Origin of the sequence: Niallia sp. RD1 (assembly GCF_024219955.1) — a bacterium.
GTDB classification, from domain to species: domain Bacteria; phylum Bacillota; class Bacilli; order Bacillales; family Cytobacillaceae; genus Niallia; species Niallia alba.
In genome coordinates this window covers 330,958-349,042 of the sequence record NZ_CP100420.1, presented here as the reverse complement: position 1 = coordinate 349,042, position 18,085 = coordinate 330,958, and the positions used below count along the sequence as shown (strand labels likewise).

Annotated in this window: 18 protein-coding genes and 2 pseudogenes; 16 read left to right on the top strand and 4 right to left on the bottom strand. The window is 34.8% G+C overall.

All coding sequences use genetic code 11. The features are described from left to right. The first annotated feature begins 162 nt into the window (after positions 1 to 162). The 4 genes and pseudogenes from NKG37_RS01780 (at position 163) to NKG37_RS01765 (ending at position 4,849) form a co-directional block, all read left to right on the top strand. A complete protein-coding gene (locus NKG37_RS01780) occupies positions 163 to 1,356 on the top strand; it encodes a PDZ domain-containing protein (RefSeq protein WP_169189110.1) in 1,194 nt (397 codons plus the stop codon). Positions 1,357 to 1,833: 477 nt separating this feature from the next. After that, positions 1,834 to 1,986, top strand: a complete 153-nt coding sequence (locus NKG37_RS01775; protein WP_016203423.1) for a DUF302 domain-containing protein — start codon at positions 1,834 to 1,836, stop codon at positions 1,984 to 1,986. A 124-nt stretch (positions 1,987 to 2,110) separates the two neighbouring features. After that, positions 2,111 to 2,665, top strand: a pseudogene (locus NKG37_RS01770) (transposase); the annotation flags it as partial. Between the two features lie 216 nt (positions 2,666 to 2,881). Beyond that, positions 2,882 to 4,849: an FAD-dependent oxidoreductase gene (locus NKG37_RS01765; RefSeq protein WP_169189096.1), complete on the top strand. Its 1,968-nt coding sequence runs from the start codon at positions 2,882 to 2,884 to the stop codon at positions 4,847 to 4,849. Positions 4,850 to 5,049: 200 nt separating this feature from the next. Here the strand turns inward: NKG37_RS01765 and NKG37_RS01760 are convergent, their stop codons facing one another. Next, entirely contained in the window at positions 5,050 to 5,226 is a 177-nt protein-coding gene (locus tag NKG37_RS01760; RefSeq protein ID WP_016203420.1) for a hypothetical protein, read from the bottom strand. Between the two features lie 292 nt (positions 5,227 to 5,518). On the opposite strand from NKG37_RS01760, the gene NKG37_RS01755 reads away from it, so the two are divergent. From NKG37_RS01755 to NKG37_RS01710, 10 genes are all read left to right on the top strand, one after another. Then, positions 5,519 to 5,869: a rhodanese-like domain-containing protein gene (locus NKG37_RS01755; RefSeq protein ID WP_016203419.1), complete on the top strand. Its 351-nt coding sequence runs from the start codon at positions 5,519 to 5,521 to the stop codon at positions 5,867 to 5,869. 49 nt (positions 5,870 to 5,918) lie between these two features. After that, positions 5,919 to 6,182 carry a metal-sensitive transcriptional regulator gene (locus NKG37_RS01750; RefSeq protein ID WP_016203418.1) on the top strand — a complete coding sequence of 88 codons (264 nt, stop codon included), beginning with the start codon at positions 5,919 to 5,921 and terminating at the stop codon, positions 6,180 to 6,182. Positions 6,183 to 6,268: 86 nt separating this feature from the next. Continuing rightward, on the top strand, positions 6,269 to 6,496 hold the full coding sequence (locus NKG37_RS01745; RefSeq protein WP_016203417.1) for a sulfurtransferase TusA family protein: 228 nt from the start codon (positions 6,269 to 6,271) through the stop codon (positions 6,494 to 6,496). Between the two features lie 64 nt (positions 6,497 to 6,560). Further along, positions 6,561 to 7,040: a DsrE/DsrF/DrsH-like family protein gene (locus NKG37_RS01740; protein WP_016203416.1), complete on the top strand. Its 480-nt coding sequence runs from the start codon at positions 6,561 to 6,563 to the stop codon at positions 7,038 to 7,040. Positions 7,041 to 7,082: 42 nt separating this feature from the next. Continuing rightward, positions 7,083 to 7,448, top strand: coding sequence for a rhodanese-like domain-containing protein (locus NKG37_RS01735; protein WP_016203415.1), 366 nt, complete (start codon positions 7,083 to 7,085; stop codon positions 7,446 to 7,448). 12 nt (positions 7,449 to 7,460) lie between these two features. After that, positions 7,461 to 7,757, top strand: a complete 297-nt coding sequence (locus tag NKG37_RS01730) for a rhodanese-like domain-containing protein (protein ID WP_101729305.1) — start codon at positions 7,461 to 7,463, stop codon at positions 7,755 to 7,757. 53 nt (positions 7,758 to 7,810) lie between these two features. Beyond that, a complete protein-coding gene (locus tag NKG37_RS01725; RefSeq protein WP_016203412.1) occupies positions 7,811 to 8,386 on the top strand; it encodes a sulfurtransferase TusA family protein in 576 nt (191 codons plus the stop codon). A gap of 110 nt (positions 8,387 to 8,496) precedes the next feature. Beyond that, the gene (locus tag NKG37_RS01720; protein WP_254415694.1) at positions 8,497 to 8,874 is read left to right on the top strand and encodes a DsrE/DsrF/DrsH-like family protein; all 378 of its coding nucleotides are present in this window, start codon (positions 8,497 to 8,499) and stop codon (positions 8,872 to 8,874) included. Between the two features lies 1 nt (position 8,875). Further along, a complete protein-coding gene (locus NKG37_RS01715) occupies positions 8,876 to 10,003 on the top strand; it encodes an MBL fold metallo-hydrolase (RefSeq protein WP_101729303.1) in 1,128 nt (375 codons plus the stop codon). Between the two features lie 26 nt (positions 10,004 to 10,029). Beyond that, complete coding sequence (locus NKG37_RS01710; protein ID WP_031534664.1) at positions 10,030 to 10,257, top strand: sulfurtransferase TusA family protein; 228 nt, start codon at positions 10,030 to 10,032, stop codon at positions 10,255 to 10,257. A gap of 287 nt (positions 10,258 to 10,544) precedes the next feature. Here the strand turns inward: NKG37_RS01710 and NKG37_RS01705 are convergent, their stop codons facing one another. After that, the gene (locus tag NKG37_RS01705; protein ID WP_031540087.1) at positions 10,545 to 11,981 is read right to left on the bottom strand and encodes a DDE-type integrase/transposase/recombinase; all 1,437 of its coding nucleotides are present in this window, start codon (positions 11,979 to 11,981) and stop codon (positions 10,545 to 10,547) included. Between the two features lie 166 nt (positions 11,982 to 12,147). Here NKG37_RS01705 and NKG37_RS01700 point away from each other — a divergent pair, with 166 nt between their 5' ends. Beyond that, a complete protein-coding gene (locus NKG37_RS01700; RefSeq protein ID WP_254415693.1) occupies positions 12,148 to 12,939 on the top strand; it encodes a sulfite exporter TauE/SafE family protein in 792 nt (263 codons plus the stop codon). Between the two features lie 364 nt (positions 12,940 to 13,303). Here the strand turns inward: NKG37_RS01700 and NKG37_RS01695 are convergent, their stop codons facing one another. Continuing rightward, positions 13,304 to 14,491: an IS4 family transposase gene (locus NKG37_RS01695; protein WP_254414795.1), complete on the bottom strand. Its 1,188-nt coding sequence runs from the start codon at positions 14,489 to 14,491 to the stop codon at positions 13,304 to 13,306. A 245-nt stretch (positions 14,492 to 14,736) separates the two neighbouring features. On the opposite strand from NKG37_RS01695, the pseudogene NKG37_RS01690 reads away from it, so the two are divergent. After that, a pseudogene (locus NKG37_RS01690) lies at positions 14,737 to 15,981 on the top strand (IS1380 family transposase); the annotation flags it as partial. Positions 15,982 to 16,586: 605 nt separating this feature from the next. Here the strand turns inward: NKG37_RS01690 and NKG37_RS01685 are convergent. Continuing rightward, entirely contained in the window at positions 16,587 to 17,828 is a 1,242-nt protein-coding gene (locus NKG37_RS01685; protein WP_016205480.1) for an IS110 family RNA-guided transposase, read from the bottom strand. Between the last annotated feature and the right edge of the window lie 257 nt (positions 17,829 to 18,085).

Below are 18,085 nucleotides of genomic sequence, written 5' to 3'. Positions count from 1 at the left end.
AACAAACAAGAAAAAGATAACAAAGAGAGAATAATTCTGCCCATAGTCTTTCTATTACCATATTAGTAGAATATAATAGATTTATAATATAAAAAGATTAAATTCCTTTACTTAGAGGAATGAATAGATTGGAAGCTTATTGTAAGGATGGGGGAAGTTTTTATGTGGCAAGATTGGTTGCTCGAACTTTTAAAAGGATTTGGTAAATTATTTTTGCATCCTGTATTTTATTTATCGTTTTTATTTGCCGCTTTTTTAGGGGTTAATAGAGTAAAAAAAGAAAGAAGAAATTTTACGGTAAGAGCACAGAATGCTTATTTTGAATTAAAGCAAATGGTACCACTCGGGCTGATCGTAGGATTGTGTATATCCATTCTTTCTATCGGCCTTGTCTTAGTAGTTCCTATGGAATTTATAATTTATACAGGGATCTTTACGGTTGTATTAGCGCTCATTGGGAAAACAAGAATATTATCACCTGTATACACAGCTGGATTAGGAATAATAGTAAGTAGTGTTTCGATTTTCCTTGGATGGGATTATTTCTTGTTTTCTCAAAGTAATCTTCAGTCCTCTGAATATATTTTTCCAACAGCTATCATTTTATTAGGCTTCTTGATTATTTCCGAGGGAATATTTGTTCGTGGAAATGGTGTTAAAGGAACTTCACCGAGATTAAGGAAGAGTAAACGAGGTCAAGTTATCGGCGTGCATCTTTTAGAAAGAGCATGGATATTGCCAGTGTTTTTATTTGTTCCTTCTGGGATCTTATCAATTCCATTGGAATGGTGGCCAATGCTTACTGTTGGAAACCAAACATACTCTCTCATCCTAGTTCCTTTCTTGATCGGATCCAAAATGCAAGTTCAAGGAGAACACCCATTTTGGGCACTAAGAAATGTAGGACGAAATATTATTATTCTTGGTTCTATTGTAATAGTAGGAGGAGCTGCATCTTATTTCTTTCCACTTGCTTCTATTGGTTTAGTGCTAGTAGCAATTATAGGTCGTGAATGGATTACAATTAAGCAGAGAAATAAAGAAAAAAATCAGTCCTTCTATTTTTCTAGAAAAAACAATGGGGTAGTAATATTAGGAATTGTTCCAGATTCTCCTGCAGACAAAATGGGGTTGAGAATTGGAGAGATGATTTCTAAAGTAAATAGCATCCCAGTCCAAGATAAAAATCAATTATATATAGCTTTACAGAAAAATTCAGCCCATTGTAAGCTTGAGGTCTTTGATAATGATGGTGAAATTCGTTTTGTGCAAAGGGCTTTATTTGAAGGAGATCATCATGAATTAGGCTTACTGCTGATTCCGGATGAGAAAGTTCATGGGAATGAAGCGGTGTAAAAATGTGTGGTTTTCATAATTACCCGGAATGATTTGTCATAACAATTCGAATATAATTGAGTTAGTTGCATTAAAAAAAAGTTCTAGATTTGCAAAAATGTTCTTTACTGATTTAAAGAAAATACAAATAACTAAATATCTAAAGGAAAATAAATTATATAAAAAACAGAAAACCTCTGCTCATAGATGACGTAGAGGTTTTTTTATAGTTTTTTTTCTGAAAAATAAGAAGAGAGAGAATGATTTCATGTTTCTTATCCATACAAGGATGAAGTAATGTACAGCGTAATTTCAAGTAATTTATCAATATATTGATAAAGTGTTTGGTGTTTTATGGATGATTGATATTAAAGAAAAATTACAGGAGTAAGGACGAGAGTTTGAATCTTACTATAAAGTTTTAGAGGTTTGTAACCTACATAAAGCACATAGGGTGTTAAAGGAGAATTTGTTAATTGGAATTTCCTATCATGTAAAATGATTGGTTATACTGACCGGGGAAAAACTAAAATTGGCATGTCTAGGCCAACAGCTTTAGCTAATTTAGTAAATAATGAAGAAATCAAGAAACTTGCACAAGATAGTGAGACGGTTTCATTGGCTGTATTAATAAAAGAATATAAAACTTAAAGTTGAAGTAGTTAAGTTATAAAGTCTCCTTAATCCTTGAAACTCTGTATGGGTGATTCAAGACTTGATTCCATGTAATAAGATCAGGTTCTTTTTAGTTCCGCACACTGAGTTTAAATTTTTTAAACGCTTTCAACTTCCAACGCTACGTTATCAAACAATGGATGCAGGTTATGATTATGAACCAATATATGAACAAATTCATCGAATGGATCACCAATCGGTTATTGCTTATAACAAGCGTAACGAGCCTGAGCCAATAGGGTTTGATATACATTTCGCACCTACTTGTTTCCGAGAACATTCGTACCGATATGATAGTTTTGATATCAAGTATGAAACACTTAAATATACACGTCCAAAGGAATGTAAAAACTGTCCGCTCGCCGATGAAGATAGTTGTCAAAAGATATATAAAGTGAAAATCACTACAGATCTACGGAAATATACAGCACCAGCTCGTGGTTCAAAAGCTTGGAAAACCATCTTTAAACGCCGAACTGCCGTGGAAAGAGTGAATGCGTATCTAAAATTATACTTTCAATTAGACAATGTTCGCTACCGGACAGGAAAACGTGCTAAAGTTCACTTTGATCTAGTGACCTTAGTTTATAATGCTTCAAAATTAACTGTTGATCGACTGAACACAGCTTTGAACAATCAAAAACAAGCAGCATAATTTTTAAAAATCGATGAAGCGAAATTCTGCAAAACTGTGTTTCTTTAAAATAAGGGATTATGAAATTGATTCAAATGTGAAGATATTGTGAAAGAAATCCAAATAATCTTCACAAAAGGAATTTATATTCTATAATACCCATATAGGTATAAACCTAATGGGGTATATTTAAAAATATTGATGCGAATGAAATAATAAATAGTTGGAGGGAATAACATGTCACAGAAATTCATTATCGTAGGTGGAGTTGCAGGTGGAGCCACAGCTGCAGCAAGATTAAGAAGAATAAGTGAAGATGTAGAAATTGTTCTTGTAGAAAGGGGAGAGTATATTTCATTTGCTAATTGCGGACTTCCTTATTATATTGGGGAAACAATCAAAGACAGAAGCAAATTATTAGTCCAAACTGTTAAAGGGATGTCAGATCGATTCAATTTGGACATTCGGAATTTAAGTGAAGTATTATGCGTTGATCCTAAAAATAAAAAAGTTACCATTAAGAATTTACAATCTGGGAAAGAGTATAAGGAATCCTATGACAAGTTATTATTATCACCAGGGGCTAAACCAATCATTCCACCAATTCCAGGATTAAGTGAAAATGAGGTATTATTTACATTAAGAAATATTCCAGATACAGATAAAATAAAAAAATATATTGATACCAATCATCCTAAAAAGGCGATTGTAATTGGCGGAGGATTTATTGGAATTGAAATGGCTGAAAACTTGTTAGAAAGAGGAGTAGAAGTAACGATTATTGAAATGACAAAGCAAATTATGGCACCAATTGATTTAGAAATGGCTAGTATTTTACACGGAAACATAAAAGAAAAAGGTGTGAATCTAATATTAGAAAACGGGGTCCAAGCATTTGCTAATAAGGGAAAGAAAGTTATTCTCTCTGATGGAACAGAAATAGAAACCGATATGACCATTCTTTCTATAGGTGTTAAATCGGAAAATGAATTAGCTAAAGTAGCAGGACTTGAATTAGGCGAGCGTGGAGGAATTGTTGTAAATGAATACCTTCAGACTTCTAATGAAGATATTTATGCTGTCGGGGATGCAGTTGAGGTGGTAGATTATATTAGCGGGAAAAAAGCTATGATTCCACTTGCAGGGCCGGCTAACAGACAAGGCAGAATTGCGGCAAATAACATGATGGGGAAAAAGGAGAAGTATCATGGCACATTGGGAACTTCCATTGCTAAAGTATTTGATTTAACGGTTGCGGCAACTGGCAATAATGAAAAGACGCTGAAACGCTTAGGAGTTTCATATGAAGTTGTTCATATTCATCCAAGTTCTCATGCAGGGTATTACCCAGAAGCAGTACCAATTGCTTTAAAATTAATCTTTGATAAAGAAACTGGAAAAATACTTGGTGCACAAGCTATAGGAGCAGATGGAGTTGATAAACGGATTGACGTAATCGCAACAGCAATAAAAGGTGGATTAAAGGTGAATGATTTGACCAATTTAGAATTATCTTATGCTCCTCCATATTCTTCAGCAAAAGATCCTGTTAATATGGCTGGCTATGTAGCTTCTAACATAATTGAAGGTGAATTAGAAATGGTTCAGTGGCATGAAATCGATGAGATTGTTAAAGATGGAGGGTTATTGATTGATGTGCGCGAGCCAATGGAAAGGGAATTTGGATATATTAAAGGTTCCTTGAATATTCCGTTAGATGAAATAAGGAACAGATTAGATAGTCTTCCAAAAGAGCAAACAATATATGTCAGTTGTCAAGTTGGATTAAGGGGATATCTGGCAAGCAGGATATTAAAGAATAGTGGATACATTGTTAAAAATGTTGATGGAGGTTTTAAAACGTATTCCTCTGTATTTAGAAGCGTTATAAACAAAACGATTGAAACGAAAACAAATCAAATTGGGGAATCAGATACAGAACATATTGATGAAATACAGGTGAATGCTGTTGTTGATGTTACTGGTTTATCTTGCCCAATGCCGATTGTAAAACTAAAAAAGGCGATTGAGCAGTTGGATAGCGGTCAAATATTAGAAATCCATGTGACAGATAAAGGTGCATTAAATGATCTGCCTGCATGGTCAAAAAATGCCGGACATACCCTTTTAAAAACAAAACAAGAGGAAAAAGTGATTAAATTTTGGATTGAAAAAAATGAAGAAAAATTAAAGGGAAGCATTTAACTTCTGTTTAATCAAAAATACTTTTAAAAGCATGCCTCTTGGAGTCATACTTTTTATCTTTCGTAAAATAATCTGTCAAAGTTAACAGTACGGCATTAGGGAATATAATTAATAACTAATGTTTTTGTATACTCATTCTTTGTTGGAGGATATAGTCTTAGTTCCCATAAAATTTATGATTCCTGTCATTTTAATATTTTTTAAGAAACATGATTGCTTTCAACATACGTTTCAAGAGCTGGATGATATTCTTTTTGATAATGATTATCAGGACAAGACTTTTTTACTATTGAATTCATAAAAGCTGTTTTATCCGTTACTAACGTTTTCTTACATTCAGGGCACTTTTCGCTAAATAAAGTTTTAAATAAACTCATAATGGCACCTCCACAATAACCTTAAAATCATATTGTAATACTTGGTATTATAAATGAGTAATTAAAAAAACTCAATGGATTGAAATCCAAAAGTTAAAATAATAGGAGGTAATAACAGCAATTATACTTATTCGAAATTATCAAGGTTTTCAAATGCTTGTGCTCTTGAGTAAGAAGATGTCCAGTGATTAAGTAATAAAAACAAAAAGGAGTGTTGACAAAATACCTATTGGGGTATAATATAGATTTTGTCAGTTATTCCTGCCTCTTTCATTTAGGAGGAAAGATTCATATGACTATTGCTATTTTAAGTTTTATCATTATTGGTTACTTTATCTTTAGAAGGAATATCCCAATAATTGGGGTTCCACAAATAAATAAAAAAGATATTGAATTAAGTATGTTGAATGTTGTAGATATAAGAGATTATAATGTTTCTTATAAAAGCCCTATACAAGGTGCGATTAACATTCCAGTTTCTTATATAAATAGGCATTACACAGATATATCAAAAAGCGATCTGATTGTAGTAGCTTCGAATCGCTTGGAAAAGAATGTAGGAATTCGTTTATTAAGCCAAAAAGGTTTCAAGATAGTTGGATATATCCTTTTTGATGAGTATGAAATGGGAGAACATAGGTAACGATAGGAGACAAGTTAAAAAGTAATTATTTGTTAAGGAGGATAATCATATGGAGTACAATGAGCAAATGAAAAATAGAGTAAAACGTATTGAAGGCCAACTTAGAGGAATTTTAAGGATGATGGAAGAAAACAAAGACTGTAAGGATGTTATAACTCAGCTATCTGCAACACGTGCTGCTATTGATCGGACAATTGGTGTTGTGGTTAGTTCTAATTTAGTAGAGTGTGTGCGCAATGCAGAAGAAAGTGGAGAAAAAAACACAGAAGATTTAGTAAAAGAAGCTGTAAATCTGCTTGTGAAAAGTAGATAAAAATAAAAGGGTTGACACCCACTTTTATTTTTATTACTATTATACCCATAGGGGTAAATGTAAATGATGAAAGGAGAGTTAATAGAATGAATATAGATAAATTGTTAGATACAAAAGGATTAGCATGTCCAATGCCAATTGTAAAAACAAAGAAGGCAATAAACGAATTAACTGCTGGTCAAGTATTAGAAATCCATACTACTGATAAAGGTGCAAAGAACGATCTCACTGCTTGGGCAAAATCGGGTGGACATAAGCTACTAAAATATGAAGAAGCGAATGATGTATTAAAGTTTTGGATTAAAAAAGGTTAAAATTTTTTTGTTTATAAATATACCCATACAGGTAAGGGTGACTGATACATGAGGAGGAACTACAATGACAGAAAAGAAAAAAACAACGATTGTATTATTTAGTGGCGATTATGATAAAGCGATGGCAGCTTATATCATTGCGAACGGGGCAGCAGCGTATGATCATGAAGTAACCATTTTTCACACATTTTGGGGACTAAATGCCTTGCGAAAAGATGCAGATATTCAAGTGAAAAAAGGCTTCATGGAAAAAATATTTGGTAGAATGATGCCAAAAGGTGCAGATAAAATGGGGCTGTCAAAAATGAACTTTGCTGGTTTTGGTCCTAAAATGATTAAAAATGTGATTAAAAAACACAATGCAATGCCACTTCCAGATTTAATCGAAATGGCAAGAGAACAAGATATAAAGCTTGTTGCCTGTACGATGACAATGGATTTATTAGGACTTCAAAAAGAAGAACTGTTGGATAATATTGAATATGCAGGTGTTGCTGCTTATTTGGGTGATGCAGAAGATGGAAATGTAAACCTATTTATCTAAATCAGTAGGGGATTCTTCCCTGCATAAAAGGGAGAGATAATCTTGGAATATCTAAACTATATAATAATTGGGCTACTGTTAATTTTTATTATTAGACGATTCATTCCTACAAAAGGTGTAAGACAGATTACAGCATTAGAGCTACGGGATGAGTTAAAGGATAAAAATAAACAATTTATTGATGTCCGTACTCCTGGGGAATATAGAGTAAACAATATTAAAGGATTTAAAAATCTTCCACTTCAACAAATTATGCAAAAAGCGGAGAAAGAACTCTCAAAAGATAAAGAAGTAATTGTTATTTGCCAAAGTGGAATGAGAAGTCAAAACGCAATTAAAATGTTAAAAAAATTAGGATATACTAAAGTGACCAATGTAAAAGGCGGAATGAGCGGCTGGAGATCATAAGGAGGCAAAAGTATGAAACAATTAACTGCAAAAGAAGTAGAGAAACTTTTAAGAGAAGGTAAAGCGTTAAATATTATTGATGTTCGAGAAGTTGATGAAGTTGCAACTGGTAAGATCCAAGGAGCCATTCATATCCCACTAGGGCTAGTAGAATTCCGTATGCATGAATTAGATAAATCTAAAGAATATATCATGGTTTGCCGTTCTGGTGCAAGAAGTGGTCAAGCAAGTCAATTTCTAGAAGATCATGGATTTAAAGTAATAAATATGACTGGTGGAATGCTTGCATGGGAAGGCGAGACGAAGTAAATATTTTCGGTTAATCAAATACCCAATGGGGTAAAACGGGAGGTTTTAATAAGATGGAATCATTAAAAACAGATTTTTTATTAGATGCAAAAGGGTTAGCTTGCCCCATGCCAATCGTAAGAACAAAAAAAGCAATGAATGATTTACAAGCTGGTCAGGTCTTAGAAGTTCAAGCAACAGATAAGGGCTCAAAAGCTGATATTCAAGCATGGGCTAATAGTGCTGGTCATCATTATCTTGGCACAATTGAAGAAGACAATATATTAAAACATTATTTAAGAAAATCATCTAATGATGCTTCAATTGAAAGAAAACATCCCAATGTAACTAGCAATGAAGCACTTGAAAAGAAGCTAGAAACGAATGAAAACATCGTGGTTCTTGATGTAAGGGAAGAAGCTGAATATGCATTTAATCATATACCTAATGCGGTTTCGATTCCGTTAGGAGAATTAGAATTGCGTTTAAACGAATTAAAAGCAGATGATGAAATCTATGTGGTATGTCGCACAGGTAACCGTAGTGATCTTGCTGCTCAAAAGTTAGCTGAAAAGGGTTTTGATAATGTGATTAATGTGGTTCCAGGCATGAGTGCTTGGACAGGGAAATCGGATTCTTTAATCAAATAGAGAGATTAATATGGACGAAGTAACAGTATATACTAATTCATGTTGTCCATAGTGTGTTCTGTTAAAAACTTTTTTGGCAGAACACACTGTTCCTTTCCTAAAGGTGAAAGTTGAAACAACAAACAGCAGCAACAGATATTGAAGTGGCCATTTTCTTTACTTTTGAAGGGGGGAACTTAATTTATAAAAATGAATACAAACAGCTACCAATGCCTCAATGTAAAGAACATTTCGCGCAAGGGTTTGCTAATGCAAATGTACCAACTATTTTAGAATTAGTTGCAATGGCCCAAGAAATGGGTGTTAAATTCATTGGTTGCCAAATGACAATGAATGTTATGGGATTAGAAAAAGATGCTTTTGTTGATGGAATGGAAGTAGGAGGAGCAGTAACCTCTTTAGAATTTGCTAAAGATGCAGACGCAACACTAACTTTTAAGAGGGTTTATTATTTTTTTAACCGAAAATATACCATAGGGGGTAAATGATATGACTGTTAAAGTTATGCAGACAAAAGAAGTAACTAAAAAAATATTTAACAAAGAAGAATTATTTATTCTAGATGTTCGTAACGAAAGTGATTTTAAGGATTGGAAAATTGAAGGGGAAAACTTTGATTATTTAAATATCCCGTATTTTGAATTACTTGATGGAGTGGAAGAAATTTTAGAAAAACTGCCTGCTACAAAAGAAATATTAGTTGTTTGTGCTAAAGAGGGTTCTTCTGTAATGGTGGCAGAGATGCTTTCAGAACAAGGTTTAACTGTTTCTTATTTGCAAGGTGGTATGAAGGCATGGAGTGAACATTTAGAGCCTGTAAAGATTGGGAATTTAACGGAAGGTGGAGAATTACACCAATTTGTTCGCATCGGAAAAGGTTGTCTATCCTATATGGTGATTTCTAACGGAGAAGCTGCAATTATAGACGCCACTCGTATGACAGATATTTTTCTAGACTTTGCGAATGAAATGGGAGTAAAAATCACACATGTTTTTGATACTCATCTTCATGCAGATCATATTTCAGGAGGAAGAGTCATCGCTGAAAAAACAGGTGCAACATACTGGTTACCTCCAAAAGATGCGACGGAGGTAACTTTTGAATACAACGCTCTAGAAGGCGGCGAAGTAGTGACAATCGGAAAAACAGAAATTGATATTCATGCGCTGTACTCTCCAGGTCACACAATCGGTTCTACATCATTTGTTGTGGATGGGAAATTCCTTCTGTCAGGTGACATCTTATTTATTGATTCAATTGGAAGACCCGATTTAGCAGGAATGGCAGAAGATTGGGTAGCAGATTTACGTGAAAGCCTCTACTCTCGTTACAGAGAACTTTCAGAAGAACTAATTGTACTTCCAGCTCACTTTATGATTATTGATGAACTGAATGAAGACGGTAGTGTATCAGAAAGATTAGGTACATTGTTTGAGAAAAATCATGGTTTAAATATGGAAGACGAAAATGAGTTTAGAAGACTTGTAACAGAGAACCTACCACCACAACCAAACGCTTATCAAGAAATTCGTGAAACAAATATGGGGAAAATTAGTCCAGACTTAGATAAACAACGTGAGATGGAAATAGGGCCAAACCGTTGTGCAGTCCGATAATTTATAAATAGGAGGAAAATATGATAATGGAATCAACTAAAGTATTAGATGCAAAAGGGTTAGCTTGCCCCATGCCGATTGTAAAGACAAAAAAAACAATGGGAGAGATGGAATCAGGTCAGGTATTAGAAGTTCATACAACTGATAAAGGGGCTAAAAATGATTTAACTGCTTGGGCTAAATCAGGAGGGCATGAATTATTACAACACGAAGATGAAAACGGAGTGTTGAAATTTTGGATTAAAAAAGGTTGAACTATAAGGGGACCAATTAAGGTTCCTTTTTTTTCTAAGGTAGTGTCAAAACTTCTATGAAAAAGTAACCTGAAGTCTTTTTCTTCTTTCCTTTTTGAAGTGGAGAGGCTTGCAATCGCTCTTGACAAGCACACCAATGGTTTGAATTCAGGTTATCAAGGGCGAAGGGGACAAAAGAAGGCATGCCAAATAAGCCCTTGATTTTTTCCATTTTAAACCATTGGCAAGTTCGGTTTGTCAAGAGTTCGCTCCGCCGATTGCTGGTTCAGGGCTCAGCTAAACAAAAGCTAGGTTGTTTGTTCTATAATCCAATCTTGAGCTAATCCAATTAGCTTAGTCCATCTTGCTGGCATATTGGGAAGCTGAAGTAACTCTGGATGAATCACAGGTACTTTTCCTTCTAAGGCTGAATGAGGCCGTAGAAAGTTAAAGTATGCGACAAACAAAGTGACGAAAGAAACAGATCCATGATCAGATCCAAACCCATGAGTCGAGCGATAATTTCCTTTAAACGTTCGATTGAGTCGTTCAATAATTTGCTTGAGTGGTCGGTATTCTGTTGATACTGGATCTTCGTTGGTTAATCCAATGACTTGCTTCACATCAAACGAAATATCATGTTGGGCAAAGAAATGTTGGGCTAATAGGTAAATCGGATTGCCATCTACAATAAACGTGAGGTTTTTAGGGATTTCCTTCATCTTTAGAAGAACCTCATCGATAGCCAGAATGGCTGACTGAGTATCTCGATTAGGAGAAACAGGATAAGACAGAATAATCTTTTTTACGGCATCAAAAAAGAAGAATAAATAATGCCAGCGACCTTTCACTCGAATGTAGGTCTCGTCTCCACAGAATTGATCAGAAAGCTCATAAGGATAATGGTCCACATAAGGTTTAAGCATCAGTGCTACGCTATTTTCGTAATTCAAAATGCTTTGGTGGGAGATGGATACACCATGTACATCCTTCATGAGTGCAGCTGTTTTACGGGCTGACAACCCATAGTTCACATGGTAGGTCAAAATCAGTCCCAATGTATGTGGCGACACATATAGTCTTGATAAATCCAACTTTGGTTTCTGAGGTGAACGCTTCGATAAGGGTTGGTAATCGATACGAAACTGACGGAAAATATAACGCATTTTAAATGCCTGTGGATCCTTTTTAAACTGTTTTTTCTCTTTTGAAGATAGTCCATTTTGTTTCTTTTGGTAATAAGAACAGTCGTTGTTTTTACACTTGAATACATCGAAATCTTTTCTCTCTTTGACCTTTTCAAGCGTTTTAGCACAGTGAGGACATTTTAAAATTGCCTCTTTTGAATAATGATTTTTTTGGTTAAACAAACATGCACACACCTTGCATTGATACTGTCCCTTGTCTCCGTTATTTGCATAAAGAAAATCAGATGGAGCACCACACTTTGGACATTTTATGCTGGAAGGAACAGTTGTTTTTGAATTTGAGTGTCTTCGAACAGGTTTAAGGGGTTTCCCATTTTTCTCCTGATACTCATTCAAAAGAAGTTTATAATCAAACTTTTGTAGGGTTTCGATGATTGGGAGGTCGTCTACCTGTAGTTTTCGATAAGGCTTATTTACAGGTTTTTCTACAGGTTTATCAAACATACTTTTCCCAATCAAAAGAGTTAATAATGTTCGAATAACCTGATCTTGGTACTTAATAAAAGTAAGTAAATAGGTTATAATTTGAGGGTACAATTTGTCACTTCCTATTCTAGGTTGTTGGGTGTGTGGTAACCTCAATTATCCTTAGAATTCAGGGGGTGGCAATTTTTTTGCTCAAAAAGCCCCGCTATTATAGGATATAATAGCCTATTTCTATATAAAGTTTTGACAATACGTTTTCTAAAGAGGGGGGATCTATATGGATATTAATTTCATCATCACTATTTTCACAATTGGCTTTATTGGTTCCTTTCTTTCTGGAATGTTAGGAATAGGAGGAGCCATTATAAATTATCCAATGTTATTATATATTCCAGTAATTTTAGGGGTGGGTCATTTTACATCACATGAAGTTTCAGTAATTACAGCCATCCAAGTGTTCTTTGCGACGCTTGGTGGTGTTTGGGCTTATCGTAGTGGCGGATATTTAAATAAAACATTAATTGTTAATATGGGAATTAGCGTTTTAATTGGGAGTTTTATTGGGGGAATGAGTTCCACTCACATGTCGGATAGTGGAATTAATATCGTATATGGCATTTTAGCTATTATTGCTGTTATTTTAATGTTTGTACCTAAAAAAGAAATCGATGCTAACCGTTTAGATCAAGTCAAGTTTAATAAATGGCTAGCTGCTTCATTTGCCTTTATCGTAGGTGTAGGATCAGGTATTGTAGGAGCAGGAGGAGCATTCTTATTAGTTCCTATCATGCTTGTCCTATTAAAAATACCAACAAGAATGACCATTGCATCATCCTTAGCCATTACGCTTATTTCATCAATAGGAACTGTCTCAGGAAAAATCTCAACAGGCCATGTACCTATATTGCCTTCTCTTATTTTGGTTGTTGCCAGTCTGATTGCTTCACCTATAGGAGCTAACGTTGGAAAAAAGGTCAATACAAGGGTCTTACAAGGAATAATGGGAATTTTAATTTTAGCGACAGCAGTGAAGACTTGGATGGAAATATTATACCTGAATTATTCATAGAAAATCATTAATTGGTTACAATCGTTATTCCAATAAGCTTTTTTGTTAAATGTTAATTCACTTGATAAATGAAAAAAGAATCCATTTCTGATAAGGTTAAAACACCAACGAAATAACCACAGAAAGGATTCTTATAATGGCTACTTTACCGCAAATTACCCTTGATTTCAATCGCAAAATTAAATTGTCAAATGATGGAGGGGATCTGTCCCAATGTCATCAAGTTAAGAAACCAGTAATTACCAGTGGTAAACCAAAATTGATGTTTATAATATTCTGATAACTAAAAAAGCCAATAGGATGCCCGGGAAGTGCCTATTTAATTTTTTTGGCATTTCCCTGATTTTCCTATTTGTTCGTTTTGTTAGATAGCTGGTCGTTGTCCAAATCCATGTTTATTCGCATTTAGCCCTCTGGAACGTTTAAATTTCCTTCCAGGTCTAATTGGGACTCTATTTCGCTGAACTTCGTTCAGTAGGTCTTTATACATCTTTTTTCTTCGCCTTTGACTTGGTTCAATGATTAAACAAATGAGCTTATCTTTTAGTGCGCCAATTAAAATATTGGTGTTAGTTTTATATTTGTGCTTTAAGTCTTTATCCTTCTGATCCTCGGCGATGATCACATCTGACTCATGCTTTAGTAGGGAAGCCATGTTGCTTAAAAATAAAGCAGCATAAAACTCTTGTTCAATCGTCTGTTTTGTTTCGCCTGAGAATCTTTCAATCTGTATTTTGTTTTTTAAGACATCGTATTTTGTTTCGATTGACCATCGTTTAAAGTACAACTCTTTAAAAGCCGGAATATCAAAAGACTCATCTAATATATTCGTTATAAGTAATTCATCTTCTCCAGAGCCTAATGGGATACGGACCGCACGCAAACGCATGACGTTGCTTTTATACTTGAGTTCAATGACCTGATCAGGGATCCCTTCTTTTATAGCGGCTCGGTAAAAATTAACTGGCGTTCTAACAACAAAATTCACTTTATTCTTCAAAAGATAGTGAAAGAAATATTGAGATGGATACCCACGGTCAAAAAGAAAAAGGTCGTGGTTAGAACGCAGTTCTAGGAAACTATCAATTAATTCTATCGCTACTGTGCGCTCGCTATCTGTACATTTTGTGATTATCCCCTTTACAAATAAATCATTTCCGATATCATAAATAGTAGATACCATGGCTCTGGCAAGTTCCTTGCCATTGCCCTTTGATGCGCCGAAGGTATCTCTTAGCCTTTGGGAATTGGCTATTTCTATGATAGACGCATCAATCGCATATAACCGGAAGCCCTTATATTTAAAGGAGTTATTTGTCTGATAAAACCACGTCGTAATGGTGTCAAATAACGTCTTGAAGGCTTCTGGTTTTATTTTTTTTCGCGCTTGTGAAAATCCCTGTTTACTTATAATTTCTCCTTCTTTTTTAATCAACTCAAAAAAGTCATTCAACTCAATCTGCAAGCTTCTCGTTACTAGATTTAGCACAAACAAAATTGTTTCTGGGAAAGTCAATTTGCCTCCTTTACGTGTAAAGTAGGTTGATTTCATGCGGGAATCGCACATGAAATGGAAATCGTACAATACCTCCCTACATACTTCAATCGCTTCTAAAAACTTGCTTTTTTTCAACAAAAAAACCCCATTTCGTACGAGATATACCAAGAACTGGTATTCACGCTGATTATGGAGGTGTTTCTGAAAAGTCAAGGGGTTTTTTCAATTTTATACAACAATTTTATGAATCTTTTTTAATATTTACATATTTTTACAATTTAGGTTTATGACATTGGGATCTGTCCTCCGATACTGGTGAATTTCTTTTTAGGGAATTCGATGAGAAAATTGGATTTTCAAAAACACTAGAAAATCATTTGAGGTTAAACGATTCTAGGGCCTATTACCTCCATTCAAACGAGAACTTATTACGTCAAAAGATTTATCAAATGATTGCGGGCTATTCCGAGGATGATGCAGCTGATCATTTAACGAAAGATCCAGTTTTCACCCAAATCATAGGAACGCCAGCGCTCGCTTCACAACCGAGTTTATCTCGTTTTTACACACGTTTTGATAAAGAGTCTATTGATCATTTAAATCAAGCAAACCAAGAATTACTTGATAAAATCCATTCATTTCGGGGGTCCGAAGCTTTATTTATCGATTTGGATTCAACCCATTCTGATACTTATGGAAATCAAGAGGATTCTTCCTACAATACGCATTATGGAACAATGGGTTTTCATCCATTGGTTGCTTTTGATGGTGCTACAGGTGACTTTCTTAAAGCGAAGCTTCGTCCCGGAAATGTATATACTTCAAATGGTATTGTTGAGTTTATTCAGCCATTAATTGAACACTACAACCAAAAGTTCCCTGAAACGAATTTATTCCTTCGTGGAGACAGTGGGTTTGCCGTCCCCGCCTTGTACGAATTGTGTGAAAAGGAATCCGTTTTATATGTGATCCGATTAAAATCTAACCTACAATTACAAAGTCTTGCTAAAGAATACCATCCTTCTTCTGCACCACGAGATGTTTCAGAAACAGAGCGCTATTTTGAAGAAGCCACTTATCAAGCCAAGTCATGGTCGAAACCAAGAAAAGTGATTATCCAATCGGTACGACCAGCTGGTGAATTACTTTTTGCCCATTCCTTTTTTGTTACAAATTTTGAAATAGCTTCTCCAAAAGACATCGTACGAGCTTATCAAAAAAGAGGAACGATGGAGAACTATATCAAGGAATCAAAGAATGGCTTTTATTTGGATCACATGAATAGTCATTCTTTTCAAGTCAACACGGTAAAAATGATGCTAAGCCTGCTTGCTTATAATTTAACGAATTGGTTACGAACCATTTGCTTTCCACAAGGTCAAAAGATGATGCAAATTGATACCATACGTACAAGGCTTATTAAAGTTGCCAGTAAACTAGTGAAATCAGGTAGATCTTATTACTTTAAATTGTCATCAAGTTTTGTCTATCAGAAATTCTTTTGGAACGTATTGGGTCAAATACAAAAACTCCAGATTGAGTAGCTTAACTTGGTTTTACCAACTGAAAAAAATTTAAATTTCAGTTAAGGGGAGAAGTCTGCCTAAAAATAGGACATTTCCAATGGGAAATAAATTAATTAGATTTTAAAGGTTAGAAAATGTTCAATCTTATAAAAAGATAGAAAACTCTCACCTGCATTTTAGAAAAACGTGCATCTTTTAAAGTGCTATGAATATTTCAGGTTATAAATATTTATTGATTAAATAAGTCTCAATCATAGCATTAAGACAGGAGATATTAAATCGTCTAAAATAGTGTGGATAAAATTACTTTAGATAGCAATATGTATTTAATCTAGTTAAAATAACTCAAGCTGTCGATAACCTTTTCAAAAAAGAAAATCGACAGCTTTTTTGATTCCTACCTTTTCTAGAATTAAAAGGAATTTTTAATTTTTTGTGAACTTATGCACAAACTATAATTATGATGCTATACTTTGGTAGAGGAATGCATCAGAGCAATTATCAGATTATGTAATTTTAATGGAGGAAAAAGTCTGAAATAATTATTGAAATCACTATCTCAAAAAGAATGCATGACAAATAAACCATCATTGGATGATTTTTTTAAAATTTATACGACAAAATCAAGATGCTTCTAACACATGATAACCATGGTTTTTAGCTAATAAAATCGCTTGTTCTACCGTGATTTCACGGTTTACTGGAAGAACATCCGATTTTAAATATAATTCAGCGTTATAGGCTTCTTTCTTTTTGAGAATATTGTAGATAGCTGTTAAAAGCATTCGTGCAATCGCAATAATTGCTCGTTTGTGACCACGGCGTTTTCTTAGCCGTAGGTAACGGTTTCGAATTTCGGGATGTTTTTCACTTTTAACCACTGCGGTTGCACATTGCACCAAAAGTGGTTTTATGTAACATCCAGCTCTTGAAATTCTTACTGACTTTTTCTTGCCGGCACTCTCGTTATTTGTGGGTGTAAGTCCTGCCCAGGAGCATAAATGCTTAGCTGTCGGAAACACGTCCATATCAACACCTATTTCGGAAACCACGGCAATGGCGGAAAAAATGTTTTTAAAAGACGGAACAGTTAAGATTAAGTTGATTTCATCATGGTAGGACGCGGCAAGTGAAAGAATAATTTTTTCAAGATCTGCTTTACGGGCTCCAAGGTCTTCATAATGTTGTTTAATAACCTTTAATTTTTCAGCCTGTTCAGATGTAATGTATCCATCAATAGCGAGCTCGAGTTCAGGAAGTTTATGCTTCATGGAGCCATGAATTAAAGGTTCTAAATCAAATGAGGTGTCTAATGGATCCTTTAGTAGCTTCTCAATAATGTTCATGGAGCTTTTGCCGAAGGTATCCGAAACAATATTTCCAAGCTGAATATTAGACACAGTTAAACTGTTTTGAAGACGGTTTTTCTCACTCGACATAAAGTTAGTCAGCTTGAAGCGATAACGCATAAGGTCACGAAGCTGCCTAATCTCAAGTGGAGGCATAAAGCTTCCGGCTACAAGATCATGTTTAAATAAATCAGCAATCCATTTAGCATCTTTTTTATCGGTTTTTTTACCGCGGATTGCCTTGACATACTTAGGATGCGCCAAGGTGATGTTACAGGAATCTTCTAGTACATTGAACACAGGAATCCAGTATTTCCCGGTAGATTCCATACAAACATCCTGACAATCATTTTCACAAAGCCATTGTGACAGCTCAAGCAATCCTTTTGTATAGGTTGAAAAGCGATGGCGTTTGTAAGTGGTTACTCCTTTGGAAGTGGAGGCAATACAAGCCACAACAAAGGATTTGTGGACATCAATTCCACAACAAATGGGATAAACAATTTTTAAAGCCATAGGGAAAACTCCTTTATAAGATTTATAGGGATAGACAACATTGACTGATTGCCCAGCGATAAACGAGTAATGTTTATACAAAGATAAGTCTGCGTGCTCGAAGTCACACTTATTTGTGCTTGGAAAGGCAATCTACACATATAAAAATGCGGTCACTCCACAACTGGAGCAGCCCACTCACCTCCGCGTGATTTGTAGTTGATTGGTATCCCTATGGCTATAGATTTGCCAAAATAACGCTCAGTGCAAACTTGTTT